We start from the raw sequence: 22,179 nt of genomic DNA on the forward strand, positions 1-22,179 counted from the left end.
AAACCCCTCTTTGGTTTTTACTGAGGAGGGGTTTTTGGTTTACTAAAATGTATAAAACGGTATATTTTTTGCTGTTTCTTTGCGTGTTGTTTATCTCAGGTTTGTTGTTAGATGTATTTTCTATTTACTTTCTCTATGTTTGCGGTAGGCTTTTGCCGCCAGAAAGAGAAGAAATCCAAAGGCAAGTATTCCTAAGAGCAGATAAACAAAATTGATTAAGTTTTTTACTACTGCCAGTAACACAATAGCTACTAAAAATAATGTGGGTAATTCATTTAACAATCTGTATTGAAAAGAGTTAAATACCATATATTTTTCTCCTTTTTCAAGGCGCTCAATAGTTTTTTTGCAAAATATATGATAGCCTGTTAACAAAACTAATAGTACTAATTTTATATGCAACCAGCCTTGTTGTAGAAAATAAGGAGAGTTAATGAGCATTAATATTCCGAATGTCCAGGTAATCATCATAGCAGGATTGCAGATAATCTTATAGGCTCTTTTCTGCATCTGAATATATTCTTTTTTAAAGGCCTCTTGAAGATGCTCGGGTTTTTGTTCGGCTTCGGAATAATAAACGAACATACGAACCAGATAGAATAATCCAGCAAACCAAGAGACAAAACCTATGATATGCAGAGATTTAAGATAAAGATGAAGCATTAAGTTATAATTTAAAACTGATGATTTTATAAACCCACAAAAATAAGCAACAAAACCATACGTTTAAACAATAAAACTGATTTTTAAGATGAATAAGCTGTTTTCGTCACTTTTATTAATCTGTATGATTAATGTTACAATGGCACAAGACCCAAAGGCAAAGGAGTATTACAACAAGGGTATAAAGAGTTTTGTAGCCAGAAAATCGGACGATGCCACTGAAAGTTTACTGAAAGCGATTGAAAGAGATTCAACCTATGCTGATGCTTATTTTAAGTTAGGTCAAATGAGTGAAACAGTGCGAAATGAAGGCAACGCGCTGAAGTATTATGCCAAGGCTATTCAATTCAAACCCAATGAGCCAACCTATCGTCAGGCATATACCTATATCGGTACTCGTGCTTTGCGTGCCGGAGAATATGAAAAAGCGAAGACGCTTTTAGAATTTTCTTTAAAAAACTCACCTCCCAATAGCCTGATTGTGAAACAACTGACCAAGCAATTGGAGAGTTGTAACTTTGCAATTAAAGCCCAGAAAAAAAAGCTGAGCTTTGATGCAAGTGATATGGGGGAGGTTATCAATTTCAAAAATAATCAATATTTTCCTGTACTGACAGCCGACAATGAAACCCTGATTTTTACAGCCCGTTCGGAAGAGGGTGATGAAAATCTATTTTATTCTCAATTGGTTGATGGTAAATGGACAAAACCTGTTAGTATTTCCTCTAATATTAATACGCCAGCTAATGAAGGAACCTGTAGTATCTCGGCCGATGGAAGAACACTCGTTTTTACAAGCTGTGATGCCAGAGACAGTTTCGGAAGCTGCGATTTATATATTTCACGAAGGGTAGGTAGTGAATGGAGTGCACCGGAGAACTTAGGTGCAAACATTAATACCAGAGAATGGGAATCTCAACCGAGTTTGTCAAACGATGGTCATGTATTGTATTTTTCTTCTAAGAGGCAGGGTGGGTTTGGTGAAAAAGACCTATGGGTAAGCGAATTGAAAAATAATGTCTGGTCACCTGCCTTGAATTTAGGTAATACCATCAACACACCAAAAGATGATATTTCGCCATTTATTCATGCCAATGGACATACACTTTTCTTTGCATCTGAAGGCCATACAGGCTTGGGAGGTTTCGACCTCTATATGACGGAACAAAAACTTTACACTTTTACAAAACCTGAAAACCTGGGGTATCCGATTAATACTCACGAAGACCAGGTGGCATTATTTGTGACTTCTGATGGAAAAAAAGGTTATTATTCGTCAGATACGAGAAACACGACTCGTCTATATGAATTTGATATTCCTCAAGAATTGAGTAATCGGTTCAGTAGGGTAAATTATGTAAAAGGCTTTGTTCAGGACGCTCAAACCAAGAAATATATATCTGCAGATATTGAATTGATTGATTTAAAAACGGGGGAGACTCTTGAAAGAGTGCAATCGGATGCAATGACTGGTGAATATACTGCCATACTACCTAATGGTAGCCACTTTGGTTTATATATTAGTAAGAATGATTATCTGAATGTGAGTCTATCTTTTGATTTTTCTGAGAAAACTGACGTTAACGGTAAGGTTGTAAATATTGCTCTTCAACCTTTTAAACCAGATACAGACATTGTATTGCACAATATTTTCTTCGATTCGGGCAAAGCAGATTTAAAGCCAGAATCATTTTTTGAATTGGATAAACTAAAGTTAGTTCTCGAAACAAACCCGAAAATTAAAATAGAGATTTCCGGACATACAGACAATGTTGGTAGAGACACTGACAATCTGGGCTTATCACAGAAACGAGCCGAGGCTGTGGTTAATTATCTGATTAGTAAAGGTGTTAATGCTGCTAATATAAAAGCCGTAGGTTATGGAGAGACTCGGCCTATTGCCAGCAATGATACAGAAGAAAGCCGCCAGTTTAATCGTAGGATTGAAATGAAAATACTGTAAACTTGTCTATCCGACCAAATTTGATGAACTTTGTATCTCAAAAACTATGTTCATTTATCAGATATGGCTATTAGCAAGATCAATAGCTGATAAGTTTAACAATCATTACATTCACGATTATCAATATAATGGCACAAGAAAAAGTAGAAGTGTTGATTTTAGGGTCTGGTCCTGCTGGTTATACAGCAGCAATTTATGCAGCAAGAGCAGGTTTAAAACCGGTAATGTATCAGGGCGGTCAACCGGGAGGACAATTAACTATTACCACTGACGTTGAGAATTTTCCGGGCTATCCTGATGGGATTATGGGACCGGAAATGATGGAAGACTTCAAAAAACAAGCAGAGCGTTTCGGAACAGATAATAGATGGGGAATGGCTACAAAAGTAGATTTCTCTACCCCTCTTGAACACAAAGTTATTATTGACGACTCACATGAAATCATTGCTAATACCGTTATTATTGCCACAGGTGCTTCTGCAAAATGGTTAGGTTTAGAGTCTGAACAAAGATTAAACGGATATGGAGTTTCTGCCTGTGCAGTCTGCGATGGATTCTTTTTCAGAGGGCAGAACGTTGCGATTGTCGGAGCAGGAGACACGGCTTGTGAAGAAGCCCACTATTTATCAAAGCTTTGTAAAAAAGTATATATGCTTGTTCGTAAAGGGGAGTTCAGAGCATCACAAATTATGCAGAAGCGTGTTGAGAATACCCCGAACATTGAGATCCTTTTTCATACAGAAACAATGGAGGTATTAGGACATGATGGAGTTACAGGTGTAAGAATAAAGAATAATGTCACGCAAGAGGAGTCACTTTTAGATGTAACAGGGTTTTTCGTAGCCATTGGCCACCAACCTAATACACAGATTTTTGAAGGATTTCTTGATATGGATGAGGCAGGTTATATAGAGACAGTCAAGGGAAGTTCAAGAACCAATATTGAGGGTGTATTTGCTTGCGGTGATGCGCAGGATAAAATTTATCGTCAAGCGGTTACGGCCGCTGGTTCAGGTTGCATGGCAGCCTTAGATGCAGAGCGGTATTTAGCAGAGAAAAGTTTGCATTAGATAATAAAAATGCCTAATATTGTTATAAAAAAGTATCAGACCAGTCTGGCTGATACTTTTTTATAGGGCAACCTAAAAACAAAATACAAAATGAGAAAGGCTTTATTTACCATTATTGCTTTGTTTTTTCTATTGAGCATAAGTTATGCGCAAACAACAAGAGAAAGGGGGATAAAACTGAACAAACCGACTATTCCTTCTACTCAGAAAGAAACAAAAAACAAGAATCTTAACAAACCTCAGAAACAAGATGATGAGTTTAGTTTTGAGGAAGAGCCTAAACTACGTTTTATTAATGAGTTTAATGCAACCAAATCTGACAAAAGTAGTAATCTGAAAATTGAGCCTATTAAAGAGCTGAATGCCGCTGTGCATGAAGATACTTCATCTATTGATGAAGGAGAGATAGAAATTGTTGAGATAGAAGAAGAAGCTCAGTTTGCTGGTAGCGATGATATGGTAAAAATTGCCAGTTATTTTTCGGTTTGGAATACTGATATAATCGACCCCTATGGTATTGACGCAAAGGATTATGAAGAGGTTGTTCCGATTCAATTATACGATATTTCTCAAGGCCGATACTGGTCTGGACCAATGGCAAAGGGTGTAACTAACTCACAGTTTGGCTGGAGATGGCGTCGTTGGCATACTGGTATTGACTTAGACTTAGATACAGGAGAGCCTATCTATGCTGCTTTTGATGGTATTATTCGTGTGGCGGGGGTACATGGGGGCTATGGGCGATGTGTTGTTGTAAGACATTACAACGGTTTGGAAACTCTTTACGGACACTTATCGAAAATTAATTTTGAGGCCAATACAGTTGTAAAAGCAGGGGATGAAATCGGTAAGGGGGGAAGTACTGGAAGAAGCTCTGGACCTCACCTCCACTTTGAAACACGCTATGAAGGTAATCCTTTCGACCCAAAGAATATATTTACCTTTAATCCTGAAAAAATAGATATCAATTCTGCTGAGTTTACTATGACTTCACGTGTGTATGATTACCTGAGAGGTGGTGCAAGCAAAGGAGACTTTGAGTTTGACGAACCGCAAGCTGTAAGCAGGAAAGTCTGGACAAGGGTGCGTTCAGGAGATACGCTTTCTGAAATTGCAGACCGTTTTCATACAACCGCCGGGAATATAGCAAGAATGAATCGCATCAAACTTTCTACAAAATTGAGACCGGGGTACCGATTAAGAGTAAAATAAGAATTTTAAGATGATATTTAATGGCGGCGTGAAACTATTTGCGCCGCTTTTTTTTTATTATTAAAGTGCTGTCTTGAACCGTGATTTAACAGATTTTATGATTTACCTGAGCTGAGTATTTTGCTTAATTGTAATTGATAAAAAATATTCTGTTTTATAATCAGTGAAATCCAAAAAACAGTTATATCAAAGTTCAAGAAGAAATAACTCATTCACTAAATATTCATGAAATTAGATATACTTGTTATGGCTGCTCACCCCGATGATGCTGAAATGTCGTGCGGGGGTACAATGGCAATAGCTGTTGAAAAAGGTAGAAAAGTAGGAATTGTAGATTTTACCAAAGGAGAATTAGGTACGCGAGGTACACCTGAAATTCGTGCTGCTGAAGCAACCGCAGCTTGTAAGATTCTAAATATATCTGTAAGAGAGAATATGGGTTTCAGAGATGGTTTTTTCAAAAATGACGAAGAGCATCAGATGAAGCTTATAAGGGTTATCAGGCGCTATCAACCAGATATTGTATTGGCTAATGCGATTGAAGACCGCCACCCTGATCATGGAAAGGGAGCTGCACTTGCGTTAGATGCTTGTTTTTTATCGGGCTTAAGAATGATAAAAACTTATGAAGATGATGGGATATTACAGACTACCTGGCGGCCAAAGTTTTTATATCACTACATCCAAGACCGTTATATTAAACCTGATTTAGTTGTAGACATATCTAAATACTGGGATTTGAAGGAGGCATCTATACGAGCCTACAAAAGCCAGTTTCATGATCCTAACAGCACTGAACCAGAATCATATCTGACAAGTCCGGAATTTTTAGATTTTCTGAAAGCACGTGCACAGGAAATGGGGCATAGTATCGGAGCCAGATTTGGTGAGGGTTTTACTAAAACCAAAATGCTTGGTGTAAAAGACCTCTTTGATTTGATTTAATAATAGCTTTGTTTTGATTGAAAATTAGCGCTTATGATTAATTTCCTTTTGTCAGTACAACACTCAATCAATCTTTTTATGAATAGCGCCTTATCTTTGATAAAGGTGCTATTTTTGTCTGATTTCTCACTTAAAACAATCAAAACTACCAATTCTCGTTGTGGCATTTTGGGTAATGGTCCATCACTAAAAATAACACTGGAAAGAGACCTGCAATTTCTGAATAAACTCGAACTTATCGCAGTAAACCTTTTCTCTACAACCAAGGAATATACTCAGATTAAGCCGAAAAACTATCTGTTGCTTGACTGGTCTTTTATGAATCCTGACCATTGGCATGGCAGAACTGGCCTAAGGGGGCTTATTGAAAATACTTCCTGGGAGCTTAATTTATTTATACCCGTAAAAATGTTGAAGTCTGACTATTTCAGAAATGAACTGGCGCAGAATCCTCAGATAAAACCTATCGCCTTCAACTATACGATCGTGTCAGGTTATTCGTGGCTTATCTATTGGCTATTTAAACGTGGCTTGGGGATACCTCAGTGCCAGAACGTTTTGGTTGCGGCATTATTTTATTCATTAAATATGGGTTTTAAAGAGATTTATCTGTTTGGAGCTGACCATTCATGGCATGAAATGATTAAACTGGATGATGAAAATAATCTGGTAGTAAGTGACACTCACTTTTACGGGCAGAAAGATTATGATATAGCGATTAGAGAAACATCATACATGAGTCAGCAACTTTTTTCTTTGCATAAAGCCTTTTATGGCTATGAAGTGCTGGCAAAGTATGCAAGGAGTATAGGGGTGAAAGTTTATAATGCCAGTGTAAAAAGTTATGTAGATGTTTTTGAAAAAGTGAAGGTAATGGATTTGATAAAAAAAGACTGACTGCCATTGAGTAAAATATTATTTGCAACTAATTGATTAATAGGATATTTTAAAGAGAAAATTTGTATTTATAGGGAATTATTTTTTAGATTTGGTGAAGTTTAATGTTATCTAAACTAGTCTCTTATCTAAACCTCTAAACTCATTTTCTTATGAACAATTTTCGGTTAGCCGGTTTTGGCAAACGCTTTCTTGCCTATTTTATTGATGGTATCATTCTTGGTATTGCTTTTACGTTGATATTGCTTCCTTTTGGTGGGATCTTCGCGTTTTTGGGCTTAGGGGGGGGAAGAGATCTCTCAGATGGCGAAGCAGCCGCTATGGCAGTAACAGGGGGCATAAGTATTTTCGGGATAATAATTGTTGCGATGGTGGCACCAATTGTTTATGATGCTTTATTAACAGCCTCGCCACGGCAAGGCACACTTGGTAAAAGTATTATGAAAATTAAAGTAGTAAAAGAAAACGGCGAACAACTGACCACCGGTGAAGCATTTATAAGGGCATTGGTAAAATATGTTTCAGGCCAATTCTGTGTTTTTTTGCTAATGGTTTGTTTATTTAATAAAGAGGAGCAGAATTTACACGATATGGCTGCCAAAACATTTGTAGTTGAAGCATAGGGCCAACTTATGGGAAATAGGTTAGTATATAAAATATCACTGGCGGTAATAGTATTCACTATTGCCGCTTATTATTTTTATTTTCCATCATTGGGATTTTTACCTAATATGCAATGTATTTTTTATAAAACTACCGGCTTATATTGTCCGGGCTGTGGCGGTCAGCGGGCATTCCATGCCTTGTTACATGGGCATATGGGAACTGCATTGCAAGATAATCTTTTAATTTACTTAATATTACCTGTCGTAGGTTTGAAGCTATTAGAAGAGTTAAGTGGAAAAAGAATGTTCCCACCTGAATTTTATTCAAATAAAATTATTCTTCCAATTTTAATCTTTGTAATTCTCTTTTTTTTATTAAGAAACTTTCCGTTCAAGCCATTTAATTATTTAGTACCCTTAAATTGAAATTGAGCTTTGTAAGACGAAATTAAAAACCAGAAAAGTATATTAAAAAGGTGCTATCAGTTCATACAGATAACACCTTTTTGAAGAATTTGAGCCTTATTATTTTACATGGGCATCAACAACAGCAATAGCTACCATATTTACAATTTCTCTCACTGAACTTCCTAATTGTAATACGTGAACAGGTTTTTTCATACCTAAGAGTATAGGTCCTATTTTTTCTATATTAGCTATTTCCTTTACCAGGTTATAAGCAATGTTAGAGGCTGATAGGTTAGGGAAAATAAGTGTATTTGCACCACCATCGACTAAATCACAGAAGGGATGGTTCTCACGCAATAGATCCAGATCAAAAGGTAAGTGTGCCTGCATTTCACCATCTACTATCATGGTAGGATGTTTTTCTTTTAGAATTGATACTGCTCTTTGCATTTTTAACGCGTCGTCTCCATCTGCGCTTCCAAAGTTCGAGTATGTTAATAAAGCAATTCTTGGTTTGATATTGAATTTCTCTACTTCTTTTGCAGCTAATTCAGTAATTTCAACAATTTCTTCTGTTGTCGGGTTGAAATTAACTGTAGTATCGGCAAGGAATAGTGGACCAAAACGGCTCATGAGAATATACATACCAGATACTTTCTTCACACCTTCCTGGCGGCCAATAATTTGAAGAGCAGGACGAATCGTTTCAGGATAGTTTCTGGTCATACCTCCAATCATTGCATCTGCTTCTCCAGTCTCTACCATCATGGCTCCAAAGTAATTACGATTCAGCATTGACATTCTGGCTTCAAACTTATTTAAGCCCTTGCGTTTACGTTTTTCGTAGAAAATATCCCCAAATTTCTGCAGGCGAGCTTCTTCTTTACTTGTACGCGGGTCAATGATTTCAACTCCGGCAACATCAATATGGTTTTCTAATACCAATTGATTGATCCGGTGTTCATTACCTAACAAAATAGGAATAGCAATACCATCGTCGATTACCTGCTGTGCCGCTTTTAGTACAGTCAGGTTTTCAGCATCAGCAAAAACCACACGCTTAAGATTTTGTTTGGCTTTTGTAATAATCACCTTGCTAAGTGTATTATCCTGTCCTAAGCGTTTAGATAATTGTGTGTCATAAGCCTCCCAGTCAACAATCGGAAATTTTGCAACACCGGTATCCATTGCAGCTTTTGCAACTGCCGGCGCAACGGTTGTCAATAGGCGAGGGTCAACTGGTTTAGGGATAATATATTTTTTCCCAAAAACCATATTGTTTTCGCCATATGCTAAGTTTACCATATCAGGTACTGGCTTTTTAGCCAGATCGGCCAAAGCCCTTACAGCTGCCAGTTTCATTTCTTCATTGATTACCTTCGAGCGCACATCTAATGCTCCTCTGAAAATATATGGGAAGCCTAATACATTATTTACCTGATTTGGATAATCTGAACGACCTGTAGCAAAAATAATGTCCTGACGTGCTGCCATTGCTTCGTCATAAGAAATTTCTGGTGTAGGATTTGCCATCGCAAATACGATACAATCTTTAGCCATTGACTGTACCATTTCCTGCTTTAACGTATTTCCTTTCGATAAACCAATGAATACATCTGCTCCAGCTAATGCCTCAGCTAAAGTAGTTTCGGCAGACATAGCCTCATTAGCAAATTCAATTTTTTTACCATCAAGATTTGTACGGCTTGGGTGAATTAGCCCCTTGCTATCGAACATAAAGATGTTTTTCTTTTGTGCGCCCAATGAATTGTATAAACGTGTACATGAAATAGCAGAAGCACCAGCGCCGTTAATGACAATTTTTACCTCTTCAAATTTTTTATCCACCAACTCCAGGGCATTCAATAGAGCTGCTGCAGAAATAATGGCGGTGCCGTGTTGGTCATCATGCATTACAGGAATATTCATTTCTGCTTTCAGTCGCTCTTCAATTTCGAAACACTCAGGAGCTGAAATATCTTCCAGATTCACCCCGCCAAAAGTGGGCTCAAGAATCTTAACAGTTCTTACAAACTCATCAACATCTTTGGTGTTGAGTTCTATATCAAATACATCTATATCGGCATATATTTTAAATAAAAGTCCTTTCCCTTCCATTACTGGTTTTCCTGCTTCGGGGCCAATATCACCTAAACCTAATACAGCTGTGCCATTAGAAATTACCGCCACCAGATTGCCTTTAGCTGTATATTTATAGACATCTTCAGGGTTTTCGTAGATTGCCATACAGGGGTCTGCAACACCAGGTGAGTAAGCTAATGTCAGGTCTCTTTGAGTGGCCGTTTCTTTCGATGGAATCACCTCTATTTTGCCAGGTCGACCCTTGGCATGATAATATAAGGCTTCTTCTTTCAGTGTTTTTTTCGTACTCATTTTCGAATAAGTTTTTGTTCCTATGCACAAAGGTAAGCATAGAAAATTGTTAGATAGAAGGAAATATCCTTTTTGGCCTGTTTCAAGGCTCTGAAAGATAGTTTAATTGATGAAATATGATTATTTTAGTTTCTAATATTGTCGATGATAATATCTTCCTGTGCTTCTATATGATTGAAAGCATAATTCATTTTCTTGCGGTCAAATTCATTTTCGTTGTTTGAGAGCCACACGGTTGCTACTCCATTGCCAATAAAATTAGTGATAGCACGGGCTTCTGACATAAATCTATCAACACCCAATAAAAGCGCAAGACCTTCAACCGGAATTACTTTTATAGCAGTCAGGGTGGAGGCTAATACAATAAAGCCACTTCCCGTAACTCCTGCTGCTCCTTTAGAAGTAACCATCAGAATACCGATGATGGTCAGAATCTGCTGAATATCCAAGTGGACATTGAATACTTGAGCTAAAAATATGACAGCCATCGAAAGATAAATGGTAGTGCCATCTAAATTAAAAGAATATCCTGCCGGAACAACTAAGCCTACTACTGATTTAGAGCAACCCATCCTTTCCAATTTTTCCATTAAAGAGGGCAGTGCGGCTTCCGAAGAAGAGGTTCCTAATACGATTAACAACTCTTCTCTTATATATTTCAAAAATCTCCAAAGACTGATTTTATAATAGCGGAGTATAAAATAAAGTACCACAAAAATGAATACTGCCATAGTTGTATAAACGGTACCCATAAGTTTAGCTAATGGAAGCAATGTTTTTATGCCATATTTAGCAATAGTAAAGGCCATTCCTCCAAAAGCACCAATAGGGGCAAGCAACATAACCTTGTGTAAGGCCCAGAATACTTTTCTGGAAATTGGAGAAAGAAAATTCACGACCGACTGGCGGCCTGAGTAGTTGCTTAAAATAATGCCTAAAATAATCGCTACGACCAATACTTGAAGTGTTACATTGTCCCAGAAGAATTTTGTCCAGCTAAAATGGTCAGCACTTTGGGTGTATTTTGATATATCGCCACCCTTAATATCCTGTGTGACAACACCATCACCCGGGCGTAAAATGTTGGCAACAAAAATACCTACAATCAGAGCAACTGTGGTCACAATTTCAAAGTAGATTAATGCTTTGGCACCTACTTTACCCACTTTTTTCAGATCACCCATTGAAATAATACCTAAGGTGATAGTCAGGAATATAATTGGGTTAATGAATAGTTTTACCGTACTTATGAAAATACTGCTCAGAAACTCGCTGAATGAGGTTTTTATTTCAAATTCTGAAATAAAAAGATTGAGTTTGATGCCTGTTTCGATGATAGGTTTTAAAGCAAATTCCGGATTATAATGACCTAAAAGAATACCGCAAATAATGGCAGTTAACACCCAGAATGTAAGGTTGGTGAATAGTTTTTTCATATTGTGTCAGGCTATAGTTTTTTTCCACTAAGGAAATTAGACTCTGTGATATTTTTCCCGGTATCGCTATCAAGTACAATCTTCCACCTGTCGCCAAATTTTCGGAGCACAACTGTGAATTTCCCATAGAAGGTTCTGGTTTTTCCTTGATTATCGCTTGAAGTAACTTTATAATAGCCTGTTTCAAAAGCAGAGGTTTCATTGTGGATGCGATCTTCAAAGCTGAATTCAATGGCTTGTTTTCTTTTATTTCGTAAACTCATTTCATTACTCTGCTGATTATTTATACTGTATTCTTCAAACGTATAAATCTTCTTTGCGTCAACAGGTACTCGCACCAAATCTCTTGAATGCAGGTTCATGAAACCTATGGCATCGAAATTATTATAGGTTTTAATAAACGGTAGCCACACCTGATTATTTATTTCGGTTTCGATATTATCTGATTGGGCAAGGGTTATAAAAAAACTACAAGTAAGAATGGCACAGAGTAGCGTTTTCATGAGTTTGATGACAAAAAGTGATAGAATCAGGTTTAAAAACAAATGTAAGCATTTAATTCAGTTGAATAAATGAATGAAGTTTTTTTCTTTCATTCAACGAGTGATTGAGCTTAAACGCTTTGTAGTTAATCACCCAGTCGTAATAAATCAGCGGTAATCAGATTTCTATATAAAGTGAATATTAAAAAAATATTTGAACCTAAAATAAGTAACCATGTGTTTAATAATCAAATTATTTGACCTAAAATGGCTACTATTCCCAAAGACCCAAAAGAAGAGAAGATAGATATACGACAACGACTGCAAGCGCTTAATAACCTACCCACTTTTGTAAAGGAAGTTTACCAGACTTCACCTGCTTTGGCAACCGGTAACATTTTATTAAGGCTTATCCGTTCGGCAATTCCATTATTAGTTTTGTATATTGGTAAATTATTGATCGATGAAGTAGTGCTATTAATAGATAAAAAATCTATTGACTATAGCCATTTATGGCTTTTAATAGGCACAGAGTTCGGTTTAGTGATAATCAGTGATTTATTAGCCAGAGGCATTGGTCTGACGGATAGTCTTTTAGGTGATATGTTTGCCAATAAAACCTCCGTTAAGTTAATGGAGCACGCTGCTTCATTGGATTTAGCCCAGTTTGAAGATGCGACCTTTTATGATAAACTCGAGCGAGCCAGACAACAGGTAACTGGCAGAACTGCCTTACTCTCACAAACCTTAGCCCAAGGCCAAGATACCATTACTATGGGTAGTTTATTGGTTGGGTTGATAGCATTTAACCCCTGGTTAATACTCTTGCTATTGGTAGCGGTGATTCCTTCTTTTATCGGTGAATTATACTTTAATGCACGGAGTTACTCACTTCAAAGAGGCTGGACACCTCAACGACGGGAATTAGATTATTACAGATACATTGGTGCGAGTGATGAAACCGCCAAAGAAGTAAAACTTTTCGGCTTATCAGGTTTTCTGATCGACCGCTTTCGTAATCTCTCAACCCGCTATTTTATCGAAAACAAGAAACTTTCTATACAAAGAGCTTCGTGGGGAAGCCTTTTGTTGGCTATCGGCACTATTGGCTATTTTTCTGCTTATAGCATTATTGTTTTTGAAACCGTAAAAGGTGTAGTAAGTATCGGTAGCCTTACTTTCTTAACAGGTTCGTTCCGACAATTACAGTCTTTATTAGAAGGAATTTTAGGACGTTTTAATAGCATTTCACAAGGGGCTTTATATTTGAATGACTTATTCGATTTCTATAAAATTACACCAAATATCGTTTCTCCACCTAAACCAAGACTAATCCCAAATCCTATAAGAGAGGGTTTTACTTTTGAGAATGTAGGTTTCAAATACCCGAATTCTGAAAGATGGGCAAACCGTCATTTAAGTTTTAGCCTGAAAGTTGGAGAAAAACTGGCTTTGGTAGGAGAGAATGGTTCAGGAAAAACTACATTAGTAAAATTATTGGCCCGATTGTATGACCCGGATGAGGGTAGAATATTGCTCGATGGCTATGATTTGAAAGAATACGATTTATCAGAACTCCGTCAGCAGGTTGGGGTTATTTTTCAGGATTTCCAGCGTTTTCAGTTTACGGCAGGAGATAATATTGCTGTGGGAGATATTGACTCATTGAACAAACAAAATCATCTGGAACGGGCAGCCGAACAAAGTCTTGCAGACTCAGTTATAGAAAAACTACCTATGAAATACAGCCAGCCTTTGGGCAGAAGATTTGCCAAAGGTATAGAATTATCGGGAGGAGAATGGCAGAAGGTAGCTTTGGCAAGGGCTTATCTGAGAGAAGCCAATGTGATTATTTTAGATGAACCAACTGCTGCGCTTGATGCCCGTGCAGAATATGAAGTATTCCGTCGTTTTGCAGAATTGACTAAGGGTAAAACTGCTGTATTGATTTCTCACCGATTCTCAACTGTACGCATGGCAGACCGTATTTTAGTTTTAGATAAGGGAGAATTATTAGAGATAGGTAGCCATGAAGAATTGTTGGCGAAAAATGGGCGGTATGCTGAGTTGTTTAGGTTACAGGCTGAAGGGTATAAGTAATAGAGTTCATAAAATTAGATGTTTGGTTCATCAATTGAATAAAAGTTAATTTAAGCAGTAGGGAAAATGATAAGAATATATTTTGATTGGAATGTAATCAGCAATTATAAAAGAGAAGATTTCTTAGACTTTAGAAGTTTTATTGAACTTCATAAAGATTATCTACAGTTTCCATATTCTCCAGCACATTTTAGTGACTTAATGAAAAGCTATAAGCCGGACAACCCTTACTTTAATGAAGATTTAAATAATCTTGATTTTTTAGCAGAGAGGCATTTTCTGAGATGGGGTAAAAATGGAATGGAGTTTCTTTTTTGCAGCCCAAAAGAATATTTTGAAATTGAAAAGGAAAGAGAAGACCTTTTTCCATTGATAAATATGGAAGAAATAATCAAAGATTTAGACGAGATTGATGTCGGAAACGGGAAAATTGAGACATTATTTAAGGAAATATTTGAGTCACTTCCAATTAACCTGCCCAACAAAGTTGAGAAGGAAGAAACATTTAAGAAGATGTTGCCATATCTAAATGAGAATTCAACTGTCTGGGATTTGATGAATAACATCTTCCCATTTGCAAAGAAATTACTTCAAGATAAAGAGTATTACAAAGATTTCAGAAAGACGATAGCAGATAATGGATTTAAATTAGACCCAAATTCTGGTAATTGGGAGATTGACGATGTAATAAACAATATTGACGCTTTTTTACATGAGCGAGGATTAAATCTTACTTTTTCGGAATACGTAAAATCAAGCTTTGAGCATAGAAAAGAACCAATTACTAAGTATGAGTATTACACTAATGCATATTTAATGCTTGATATGATTGGATACAAATCTGATAAACTTCCTAAACCAACCGATAATATGCAAAATATTCATAATGATGCAGAACATTCTTTCTATGCGGCTCATTGTGATTTTTTTGTAGTGGCTGATAAAAAACTTCGGGTAAAAGCAAAAGTACTGTATCACCAACTTAATATTCAGACAATAGTAATTTCACCAGAAGATTTTATAGGAACTATAAAAGAAAAAATGCATATCCAGAATTTGGATCAGCATTTTCTAAATGCAGTATTCACTTTAATTAAAAGCGAAAATCTAATAGAAAGCTATGCTAAAAGTGAAGGCAATGAAGTTGAGATTTTTGCCTTTAAACTACCCATTTTTTATTTTAACTTTTTCAACTTTGTGGTTTATGAAGACTATCCAGAACATGAAGGAGTTATTATCACATTTAAAAGAGCATTTAAGAATTTTTCAAGGGGAATATTTTTTACTGAATCTGAACGGGTAATTAATAGAGTTAGTAAGTTTTTTGGATACGAAAATGAAGAAGACTTAACTTTAAAAATAAAGAAATTTGTTTATAGTGATGAGAAAGTAGATTTTATTTGGAAATTTGAAGCTGGATTTGTGAAATTAGAAAGAGATGAAGAAACAAAGCGACCAATATTAGTTTATATTGTTTCCTCTAAGCAATTAATATAAATCAAGCAAAAAGCTTATTTAAAGTTTGGTTGACTGTTCCTGTGAATTGTTTTGAAGAAGAAGCGCAATTATAAATTGAACGACGAAATTTTGATAAAATATCATCTCATGCCTCACACTTTCCAAGCAAAAATATACCAAACGGGTATCAACTGGGCTGTTGATGTGCCTGAGGAAATTACCACGCAATTGCTCAAACAAAAAGGCTATATCAAAATCAAAGGTCAGATAAATGGTTTTGATTTTACACAAACTTTAGTGCCAGTTAAAAATGCACCTTATCGTCTTTTTGTCAATTTCATCATGATGAAAGGAGGAAAGACCGCCGTTGGCGAGATAGCAGATTTTGCGATTGAACAGGATACTATTGCAGAAGACAAACGCTACCCAATGCCTGATTTACTGGCAATTGCTTTGCGTGAAAATGATTTAGAGACCGCATTTGAGAGTCTGACGGCTTCCCGTAAAAAAGATATTCTGAAATACCTGTTTTATGTAAAGACCGATGAAACGATGTTGAAGAATATAGCTAAGGTCATAGCTCAATTGAAAGATAAATCGAAAGACGTAAGAGTGCCATGATTGGGATTTATTCCAAAAATCACGGCAAACCGTGATTGATTCTGAAAACTTCATCTTGTTTCTTTGAGGTAAAATTAAGCTATGAAAATCCTCAGACTCCTATGAAACAAGCTCTTTTTATAATGCTTTGTATAGTTTCTCTCACAAATGCATTTGGACAATCAATCAGTTTGCATCCCAATACTTTTCAATTACCCAAAGTAGCTTCTAATCCTGCCTGCACTGTGGCAGATAAAGGCAAGGTAGTTTTCAATACCAATCAGAATAAAATATTCTATTGTAATGGTTCTGCCTGGATAGACCCTGAAAACGGAACACCCATGCGCATCACACCTGCTTTTTCGGCATATGGAAGCAGTTCACAGGTTGTAAGGTCTGACGAATATACCTACATTAACTTTACGTCTGAATTTTTTGACTTAGGCAATAATTTTAACCTAAGTAATTCACCAACAGACCCTAATCACTTTGTATCTCTCGATAACGGAATTTATGAAATTAGTTTTAATACTGAATTTGATATGTCCTCTTTCGCTCCCGAGGATAATTCTCAAATTGTTTTTTGGCTTAGTGAGAGCCTACCTAATAGTTACTATAGGAGTTATCGTTTTTATTTCCCGGTCAGAGATAATGCTGACCAACATTATATTCATTTTTCAAAATTACTGAGGTTACCTCAAGGTGCTAACGTAAGTTTAGAAATGAAACTAGAAAACGCGCCCACTTTTGGAGTTTTAAGAATTGGTTCACCCAATCTTACAGGGCATTTGGTAACCTGGTATTAAATTGAACTAAAATCAATCGAAAAAGAAGATATTTTAGTTACCCTCCCAAATTGCCAAAGCAATCCTCAGTTTCCCATAATCATATAATCCCTCTAAATCATCAAACAAAGGTTTCAATGCATCGCCTTTTTGCATGTTCAAACGCATGGCCGAAGCTATAATCTGGTTATACTCGTAACTTGGAATCAAATCGTGCAGATTAATATCATTCCCTTCCTCCTTAAGTTTTATCAGATGGCTGATAATCGTAACCGGACTAAGGTTTCGCCATTGTGCAATATCTTCCACCGACAGCCCTTTATTATATAAATCTAATGTTTCAACATAAGTAAACCCTTTCACAACTCGTGTTTTGCCGGGTTCTGTGTTTTCTCTGGCAAAGTCTAAAATCTCATTGATAAACCTCTCGCCAAATTGTTTAAACTTCTGCTCACCCACACCTGATACGGCTAACATCTGGATTTTATTAATAGGCTTCTTTTGCGCCATATCAGAAAGTGTGGCATCAGAAAATACGACGAAAGGAGGGAGGCTTAGTTCATCTGCAATCTTCTTGCGTAATATTCTTAACTTTTCAAACAAAGCATCTTTAATAATCTCTTTCTTTGATTTTTCTTTTGGGGCTTCTTCTTCCTGTCTTGCTTTCTTTTGTTCATATGGCTCAAATTTCACCAGCTCAACTTTTCTCTCACTTTTCAGCACTTGCCATGACAAAGCATTCAGCTTTAAGGAGTGTCGTTCATCATAAGCAATATCAATTATTCCTGAGTTCAGCATCTGTGTGATATAATCTGCCCATTCTTCATACCGTAGTTCCTTACCTACACCAAAGGTTTTTAGTGTTTGATAGTTATGCTCAAAAACATTACGGTTCTGCGCACCTCTGAGAATATCTATCAACAAACCCATAGCCACTTTTTCATTGGCTCTTGCAATGGCTGATAAGGCCTTTTGGGCAAAAACTGTGGCATCAAATTTTATTGGTGGATTCTGGCAAACATCACAGTTGCCACAATCATTCTGGGCTTCTTCATTAAAATAGCTCAATAATACCCTTCTTCGGCAGATTTCTGTTTCTGCGTATTGTTTCATCCGGTCGAGCTTAGCCAACTGCACCTCTTTCATTTCAGGTGGCAATTCCGACTTACCGATCATCTCTTTGCGGGTGACAATATCTGCAAAGCTATAAAACAATAAGGTATCAGAAGGCAATCCATCTCTACCCGCACGACCTATTTCCTGATAAAAACTTTCTACGTTGGATGGCAAGCTATAATGTACTACAAATCGCACGTTTGATTTATCAATACCCATGCCGAAAGCAATGGTTGCTACAATTACCTGTATCTCATCTTTGATGAAAGAATCTTGCACTTCTGAGCGTGTCTTGGCATCAATTCCGGCGTGGTAGTGCATGGCAGTAATACCCATTTTTCGTAATCCTTCAGCCACCTCTTCTGTATTTTTACGGCTTAGACAATAAATAATGCCTGAGTCTTTTGGCCGTTGAGTAATGAATTGATGAATCACTTTTAACCGATTTCGTCCTGGTGAAACGGCCAGTTTAAGATTAGGTCTGTCGAATGAGGATATAAATACTTTAGCATCAGAAATGCCCAATTGTTTTAATATATCTTTTCTGGTAACTCTATCAGCAGTGGCTGTGAGGGCAACCATAGGGGTATCAGGAAAAATCTCTTTAAGTATATATAACTGGGTGTATTCAGGTCTGAAATCATGCCCCCAGGTAGAAACGCAATGTGACTCATCAATGGCAATGAGAGAGATCTCCAAAGTTTTTATATAATCAAGGTAGTTGGGGGTTAGCAGTTTTTCGGGAGAAACATAAAGTAATTTCAACGCTCCTGAACGGCATTGTATTTCAATATCTCTTTGTTCACTCACCGAGAGAGTACTATTAATGAAAGCAGACGGAACACCATTCGCTTGCAGGGCTTGAACCTGGTCTTTCATTAGTGCAATCAGAGGAGAAATGACCAAGGTTAGCCCTTCGAAGACCATCGCAGGTACCTGAAAACAGATTGATTTCCCCCCACCAGTTGGCATAAGCACGAGGCAATCCTGCTTTGCTAAAATAGTATCGATAATATCAGATTGAAGTGGGCGGAAGGTATCATAACCAAAATATTTTTTAAGAACCTGTTCTTTAGTCATTCGAAGTTTAATACATTTTTTAACAAAATAATAAATAAATCTGCTATCTCTCGGCAAAATCCTTTTAATTTTACACCAATATAACTCAACAAACCTGAATTATTGTATGAAAAAAAGCTTTTTAGCCCTTGTTTTTTTTAGTTCCTATTCATTCGTTTATGCCCAGAGTAGCACCTCTGTTGAAAAAGTAGCGCAATATGCCAATACTATTTCTGCTGACAATTTACGAAAAGACCTTACTTATATTGCTTCTGATGAACTCGAAGGCCGTGATACAGGCTCGGAAGGGCAAAGGAAAGCAGCAGATTATATAGCCAAACGTTTTGCAGATTTAGGCTTGCAGCCGTTAGCCTCTGATGGAAAAGGTGGTAAAGGTTATTTTCAGTTTTTTAATCTATATAAAAAGGGATGGAAAGATGCTTATATCAAGATTGGTAATAAGAAAAAAGAGTTCTTTAAAGACTATTATCCTAACGGACTCACGAGTATTCCGCAGGAGGAATCAATAAAAGTAGTTTTTGCAGGTTATGGAGTCGAATCGGATACCTATAACGATTACAAAGATATAGATGTAAAAGGCAAAGCGGTTGTTATTTTAGATGGAGAACCTAAGGATGTTTCAGGGAAGTATTATATTACTAAAGCTGGTGAAAAATCAGAATGGGAGGAAAAAACCGGATTTCAGAAGAAAATGAATATTGCCTTGAATAAAGGTGCTAAAATGTTTTTTGTAGTTACCGATTCAGATGAATCTCAATTCAAGACGCTGGCTGCTGAAAGAAAGGCCGTTCTTTCGCGCTTTAATCGAATGTCTTTTAATGAATCAACCAGTCCGGAGCAAGCAACATCAAATCCAACTTTTTATATTTCGAAAGCGATGGCGGCCGAAATGCTTGCTACTAAGCCTAAAAAGTTTGATAAACTGGTAAATAAAATTACTGCTACCGGTAAAAGCACAGCAGGTAATGCAAAAGAATCTACGGTTTCAGTAAAAGCAGAAAGGGGAGAAGTACCTGTTGAAACCCAGAATGTTATGGGTTTTCTGGAAGGAACTGATAAAAAAGATGAAGTATTATTGATTACTGCTCACTATGACCATGTAGGTATCCAGAACGGACAGATTCATAACGGAGCAGACGATGATGGCTCTGGCACTTGTGCGGTATTAGAGTTAGCAAGAGCGTTTGCTCAGGCAAAAAAAGAAGGTAATGGCCCCCGCAGAAGTATTTTATTTATGACCGTAACTGGTGAGGAAAAAGGTTTGTTAGGCTCTCAATATTACGCTGATAAAGCTCCTGTCATTCCATTAGAAAAAACGGTTTGTGATTTGAATATTGATATGATTGGTCGTATTGATAAAGAACATGCTCCAAAAGAAGATTATGTGTATCTGATAGGTTCGGATAAATTATCTTCAGAACTTCATAAAATAAGTGAGGAAGCGAACAATAATTCGGTTAAATTTCAGTTAGATTATACATACAACGACCCTAAGGACCCTAACAGGTTTTATTATCGTTCAGATCATTATAACTTCGCTAAACATAAAGTACCAGTAATTTTCTACTTTACAGGGGTACATGCGGATTATCATCGCCCTGGCGACGATGTAGAGAAAATTCTTTTTCCAAAGTACCAGCAGATAACTCAATTAGTATTTCATACAGCATGGGAGGTAGCGAATCGTGATGAACGCATTAAGGTTGATAGCAATAAACCTTAAATGTTACATTTTTTTGTAAAAATAGCCTTATTTCGTGTCAAGGGGGTTATTAACGAAAATCTTAGTTATATAAAACAAACTTGAATATTTAACTATCTGATAATGAAAAAGTTATGTTTTCAGACTTTGCATTAAAAAGAAATAAATAATCTTTAAAAAATGCAAAAGAATATTTTGCTAATAAAAAATTATCATGCCCGATATTTTTTGTTTCGCCGATTTTGCTTAAACTTGTCCCAAGATTGAAAAGAATATATGACAGGTTTTTACAAAATTTTCTTTTAGTAATATTCTTTCTTTTAAAATTTTCACTTTTATTTACCAAAAAATTCATTGTTTCATTTTTTAAAACCCTAAAATTTTCAAAGCTAATGGAAAAAAAGACTACAGCCCCAGCAGCAAAACCAGCAGCCCCTAAGTCTTCAAGTGGTGGATTGAATCCAGCGTTCGTTATCCCAATTTTACTCGTTATCGGTTTTTGTTTATGGTATTTTATTTTAGGAGATCCTTCAAACTTCTCTGACCCGGAAACTAAACACAAACCAACCACTGCTATGGGTATAGTTTACTCTGGTGGTATTATTGTACCTATCCTATTAACCTTTATGCTTTCGGTATTAGTTTTCTCTATCGAGCGTTTCATTACAATCAATAAAGCTTCTGGTACTGGTGATTTAGATGCTTTTGTACGTAAAGTACGTTCATTAGTTGACTCAAACAACATTGCTGATGCGATTAAAGAATGTGACAAACAAAAAGGTTCAGTGGGTAATGTTACAAAAACTGCCCTCCAAAAGTACAGCCAATTAGCTACAGATGACACAATGGCTAAAGACCAGAAATTGGTTGCTTTACAAAAAGAAGTTGAAGAGGCTACTACTTTAGAGCTTCCGATGTTAGAGAAAAACCTTACTATTCTTTCAACACTTGCCTCAGTATCAACCCTTGTAGCTCTATTAGGAACGGTAATCGGTATGATTCGCTCATTCTTTGCTCTTGGTTCTGGTGGTGGTGCTCCTGATGCGTCTGCTCTTGCAACTGGTATTGCTGAGGCCTTGATTAATACAGCCCTTGGTATCGGTACATCAGCAATCGCTATTATTATGTATAACTTATTTACCTCAAAAATAGATACGCTTACGTACAAAATTGACGAAATCGGAATGAGCCTTCAGCAAAACTTCGCTGCTCATCACTAAGATAAAGCAGTAAAGTAAATCAGATTGTTTAATTTAAACTATC

19 protein-coding genes are annotated in these 22,179 nt (G+C 36.7%); 13 read left to right on the forward strand and 6 right to left on the reverse strand.

The features are described 5' to 3' along the window. Nucleotides 1-120: 120 nt before the first annotated feature. Nucleotides 121-663, reverse strand: coding sequence for a protoporphyrinogen oxidase HemJ (gene hemJ, locus H1R81_RS04635; protein ID WP_181839495.1), 543 nt, complete (start codon nucleotides 661-663; stop codon nucleotides 121-123). 88 nt (nucleotides 664-751) lie between these two features. On the opposite strand from hemJ, the gene H1R81_RS04640 reads away from it, so the two are divergent. From H1R81_RS04640 to H1R81_RS04670, 7 genes are all read left to right on the forward strand, one after another. Continuing rightward, complete coding sequence (locus H1R81_RS04640; protein ID WP_181839496.1) at nucleotides 752-2,626, forward strand: OmpA family protein; 1,875 nt, start codon at nucleotides 752-754, stop codon at nucleotides 2,624-2,626. Between the two features lie 128 nt (nucleotides 2,627-2,754). After that, nucleotides 2,755-3,696 (forward strand): thioredoxin-disulfide reductase, encoded by a 942-nt coding sequence (gene trxB / locus H1R81_RS04645; protein WP_181839497.1) that lies wholly within the window; start codon nucleotides 2,755-2,757, stop codon nucleotides 3,694-3,696. Between the two features lie 90 nt (nucleotides 3,697-3,786). Continuing rightward, complete coding sequence (locus tag H1R81_RS04650) at nucleotides 3,787-4,908, forward strand: M23 family metallopeptidase (protein WP_181839498.1); 1,122 nt, start codon at nucleotides 3,787-3,789, stop codon at nucleotides 4,906-4,908. A 225-nt stretch (nucleotides 4,909-5,133) separates the two neighbouring features. Next, complete coding sequence (bshB1, locus tag H1R81_RS04655) at nucleotides 5,134-5,853, forward strand: bacillithiol biosynthesis deacetylase BshB1 (RefSeq protein WP_181839499.1); 720 nt, start codon at nucleotides 5,134-5,136, stop codon at nucleotides 5,851-5,853. A 78-nt stretch (nucleotides 5,854-5,931) separates the two neighbouring features. Then, on the forward strand, nucleotides 5,932-6,750 hold the full coding sequence (locus H1R81_RS04660; RefSeq protein WP_181839500.1) for a hypothetical protein: 819 nt from the start codon (nucleotides 5,932-5,934) through the stop codon (nucleotides 6,748-6,750). A gap of 152 nt (nucleotides 6,751-6,902) precedes the next feature. Then, a complete protein-coding gene (locus H1R81_RS04665; protein ID WP_181839501.1) occupies nucleotides 6,903-7,373 on the forward strand; it encodes an RDD family protein in 471 nt (156 codons plus the stop codon). A 9-nt stretch (nucleotides 7,374-7,382) separates the two neighbouring features. Beyond that, on the forward strand, nucleotides 7,383-7,781 hold the full coding sequence (locus H1R81_RS04670) for a DUF2752 domain-containing protein (protein ID WP_181839502.1): 399 nt from the start codon (nucleotides 7,383-7,385) through the stop codon (nucleotides 7,779-7,781). 99 nt (nucleotides 7,782-7,880) lie between these two features. On the opposite strand, the gene H1R81_RS04675 is transcribed toward H1R81_RS04670, so the two are convergent. The 3 genes from H1R81_RS04675 to H1R81_RS04685 all read right to left on the reverse strand — a co-directional run bounded on the left by H1R81_RS04675 (nucleotide 7,881) and on the right by H1R81_RS04685 (nucleotide 12,096). Further along, nucleotides 7,881-10,157 (reverse strand): NADP-dependent malic enzyme, encoded by a 2,277-nt coding sequence (locus H1R81_RS04675; protein WP_181839503.1) that lies wholly within the window; start codon nucleotides 10,155-10,157, stop codon nucleotides 7,881-7,883. Nucleotides 10,158-10,282: 125 nt separating this feature from the next. Next, nucleotides 10,283-11,593, reverse strand: coding sequence for a cation:dicarboxylate symporter family transporter (locus H1R81_RS04680; RefSeq protein WP_181839504.1), 1,311 nt, complete (start codon nucleotides 11,591-11,593; stop codon nucleotides 10,283-10,285). 11 nt (nucleotides 11,594-11,604) lie between these two features. Continuing rightward, nucleotides 11,605-12,096: a hypothetical protein gene (locus tag H1R81_RS04685; RefSeq protein ID WP_181839505.1), complete on the reverse strand. Its 492-nt coding sequence runs from the start codon at nucleotides 12,094-12,096 to the stop codon at nucleotides 11,605-11,607. Nucleotides 12,097-12,342: 246 nt separating this feature from the next. Between H1R81_RS04685 and H1R81_RS04690 the strand changes: the two genes are divergently transcribed. From H1R81_RS04690 to H1R81_RS04705, 4 genes are all read left to right on the forward strand, one after another. Beyond that, nucleotides 12,343-14,175: an ABC transporter ATP-binding protein gene (locus H1R81_RS04690; protein ID WP_181839506.1), complete on the forward strand. Its 1,833-nt coding sequence runs from the start codon at nucleotides 12,343-12,345 to the stop codon at nucleotides 14,173-14,175. Between the two features lie 66 nt (nucleotides 14,176-14,241). Then, entirely contained in the window at nucleotides 14,242-15,672 is a 1,431-nt protein-coding gene (locus H1R81_RS04695) for a hypothetical protein (protein WP_181839507.1), read from the forward strand. Between the two features lie 108 nt (nucleotides 15,673-15,780). Then, nucleotides 15,781-16,254: a YdeI/OmpD-associated family protein gene (locus H1R81_RS04700; protein WP_181839508.1), complete on the forward strand. Its 474-nt coding sequence runs from the start codon at nucleotides 15,781-15,783 to the stop codon at nucleotides 16,252-16,254. 101 nt (nucleotides 16,255-16,355) lie between these two features. After that, nucleotides 16,356-17,039 (forward strand): hypothetical protein, encoded by a 684-nt coding sequence (locus tag H1R81_RS04705; RefSeq protein ID WP_181839509.1) that lies wholly within the window; start codon nucleotides 16,356-16,358, stop codon nucleotides 17,037-17,039. Nucleotides 17,040-17,072: 33 nt separating this feature from the next. Here H1R81_RS04705 and recQ read toward each other — a convergent pair whose 3' ends face one another. After that, nucleotides 17,073-19,214 (reverse strand): DNA helicase RecQ, encoded by a 2,142-nt coding sequence (gene recQ, locus H1R81_RS04710; protein ID WP_181839510.1) that lies wholly within the window; start codon nucleotides 19,212-19,214, stop codon nucleotides 17,073-17,075. A 106-nt stretch (nucleotides 19,215-19,320) separates the two neighbouring features. On the opposite strand from recQ, the gene H1R81_RS04715 reads away from it, so the two are divergent. Beyond that, nucleotides 19,321-20,937 (forward strand): M28 family peptidase, encoded by a 1,617-nt coding sequence (locus H1R81_RS04715; RefSeq protein ID WP_181839511.1) that lies wholly within the window; start codon nucleotides 19,321-19,323, stop codon nucleotides 20,935-20,937. An 88-nt stretch (nucleotides 20,938-21,025) separates the two neighbouring features. Here the strand turns inward: H1R81_RS04715 and H1R81_RS27395 are convergent, their stop codons facing one another. After that, on the reverse strand, nucleotides 21,026-21,487 hold the full coding sequence (locus H1R81_RS27395; protein ID WP_229251074.1) for a hypothetical protein: 462 nt from the start codon (nucleotides 21,485-21,487) through the stop codon (nucleotides 21,026-21,028). Between H1R81_RS27395 and H1R81_RS04720 the strand changes: the two genes are divergently transcribed. Beyond that, nucleotides 21,372-22,136, forward strand: coding sequence for a MotA/TolQ/ExbB proton channel family protein (locus tag H1R81_RS04720; protein ID WP_229251070.1), 765 nt, complete (start codon nucleotides 21,372-21,374; stop codon nucleotides 22,134-22,136). The two genes, H1R81_RS27395 and H1R81_RS04720, sit on opposite strands and share 116 nt — an antisense overlap. The last annotated feature ends 43 nt before the right edge of the window (nucleotides 22,137-22,179 follow it).

It is taken from the genome of Emticicia sp. BO119 (assembly GCF_013912375.1).
Classification (GTDB): Bacteria; Bacteroidota; Bacteroidia; order Cytophagales; family Spirosomataceae; genus Emticicia.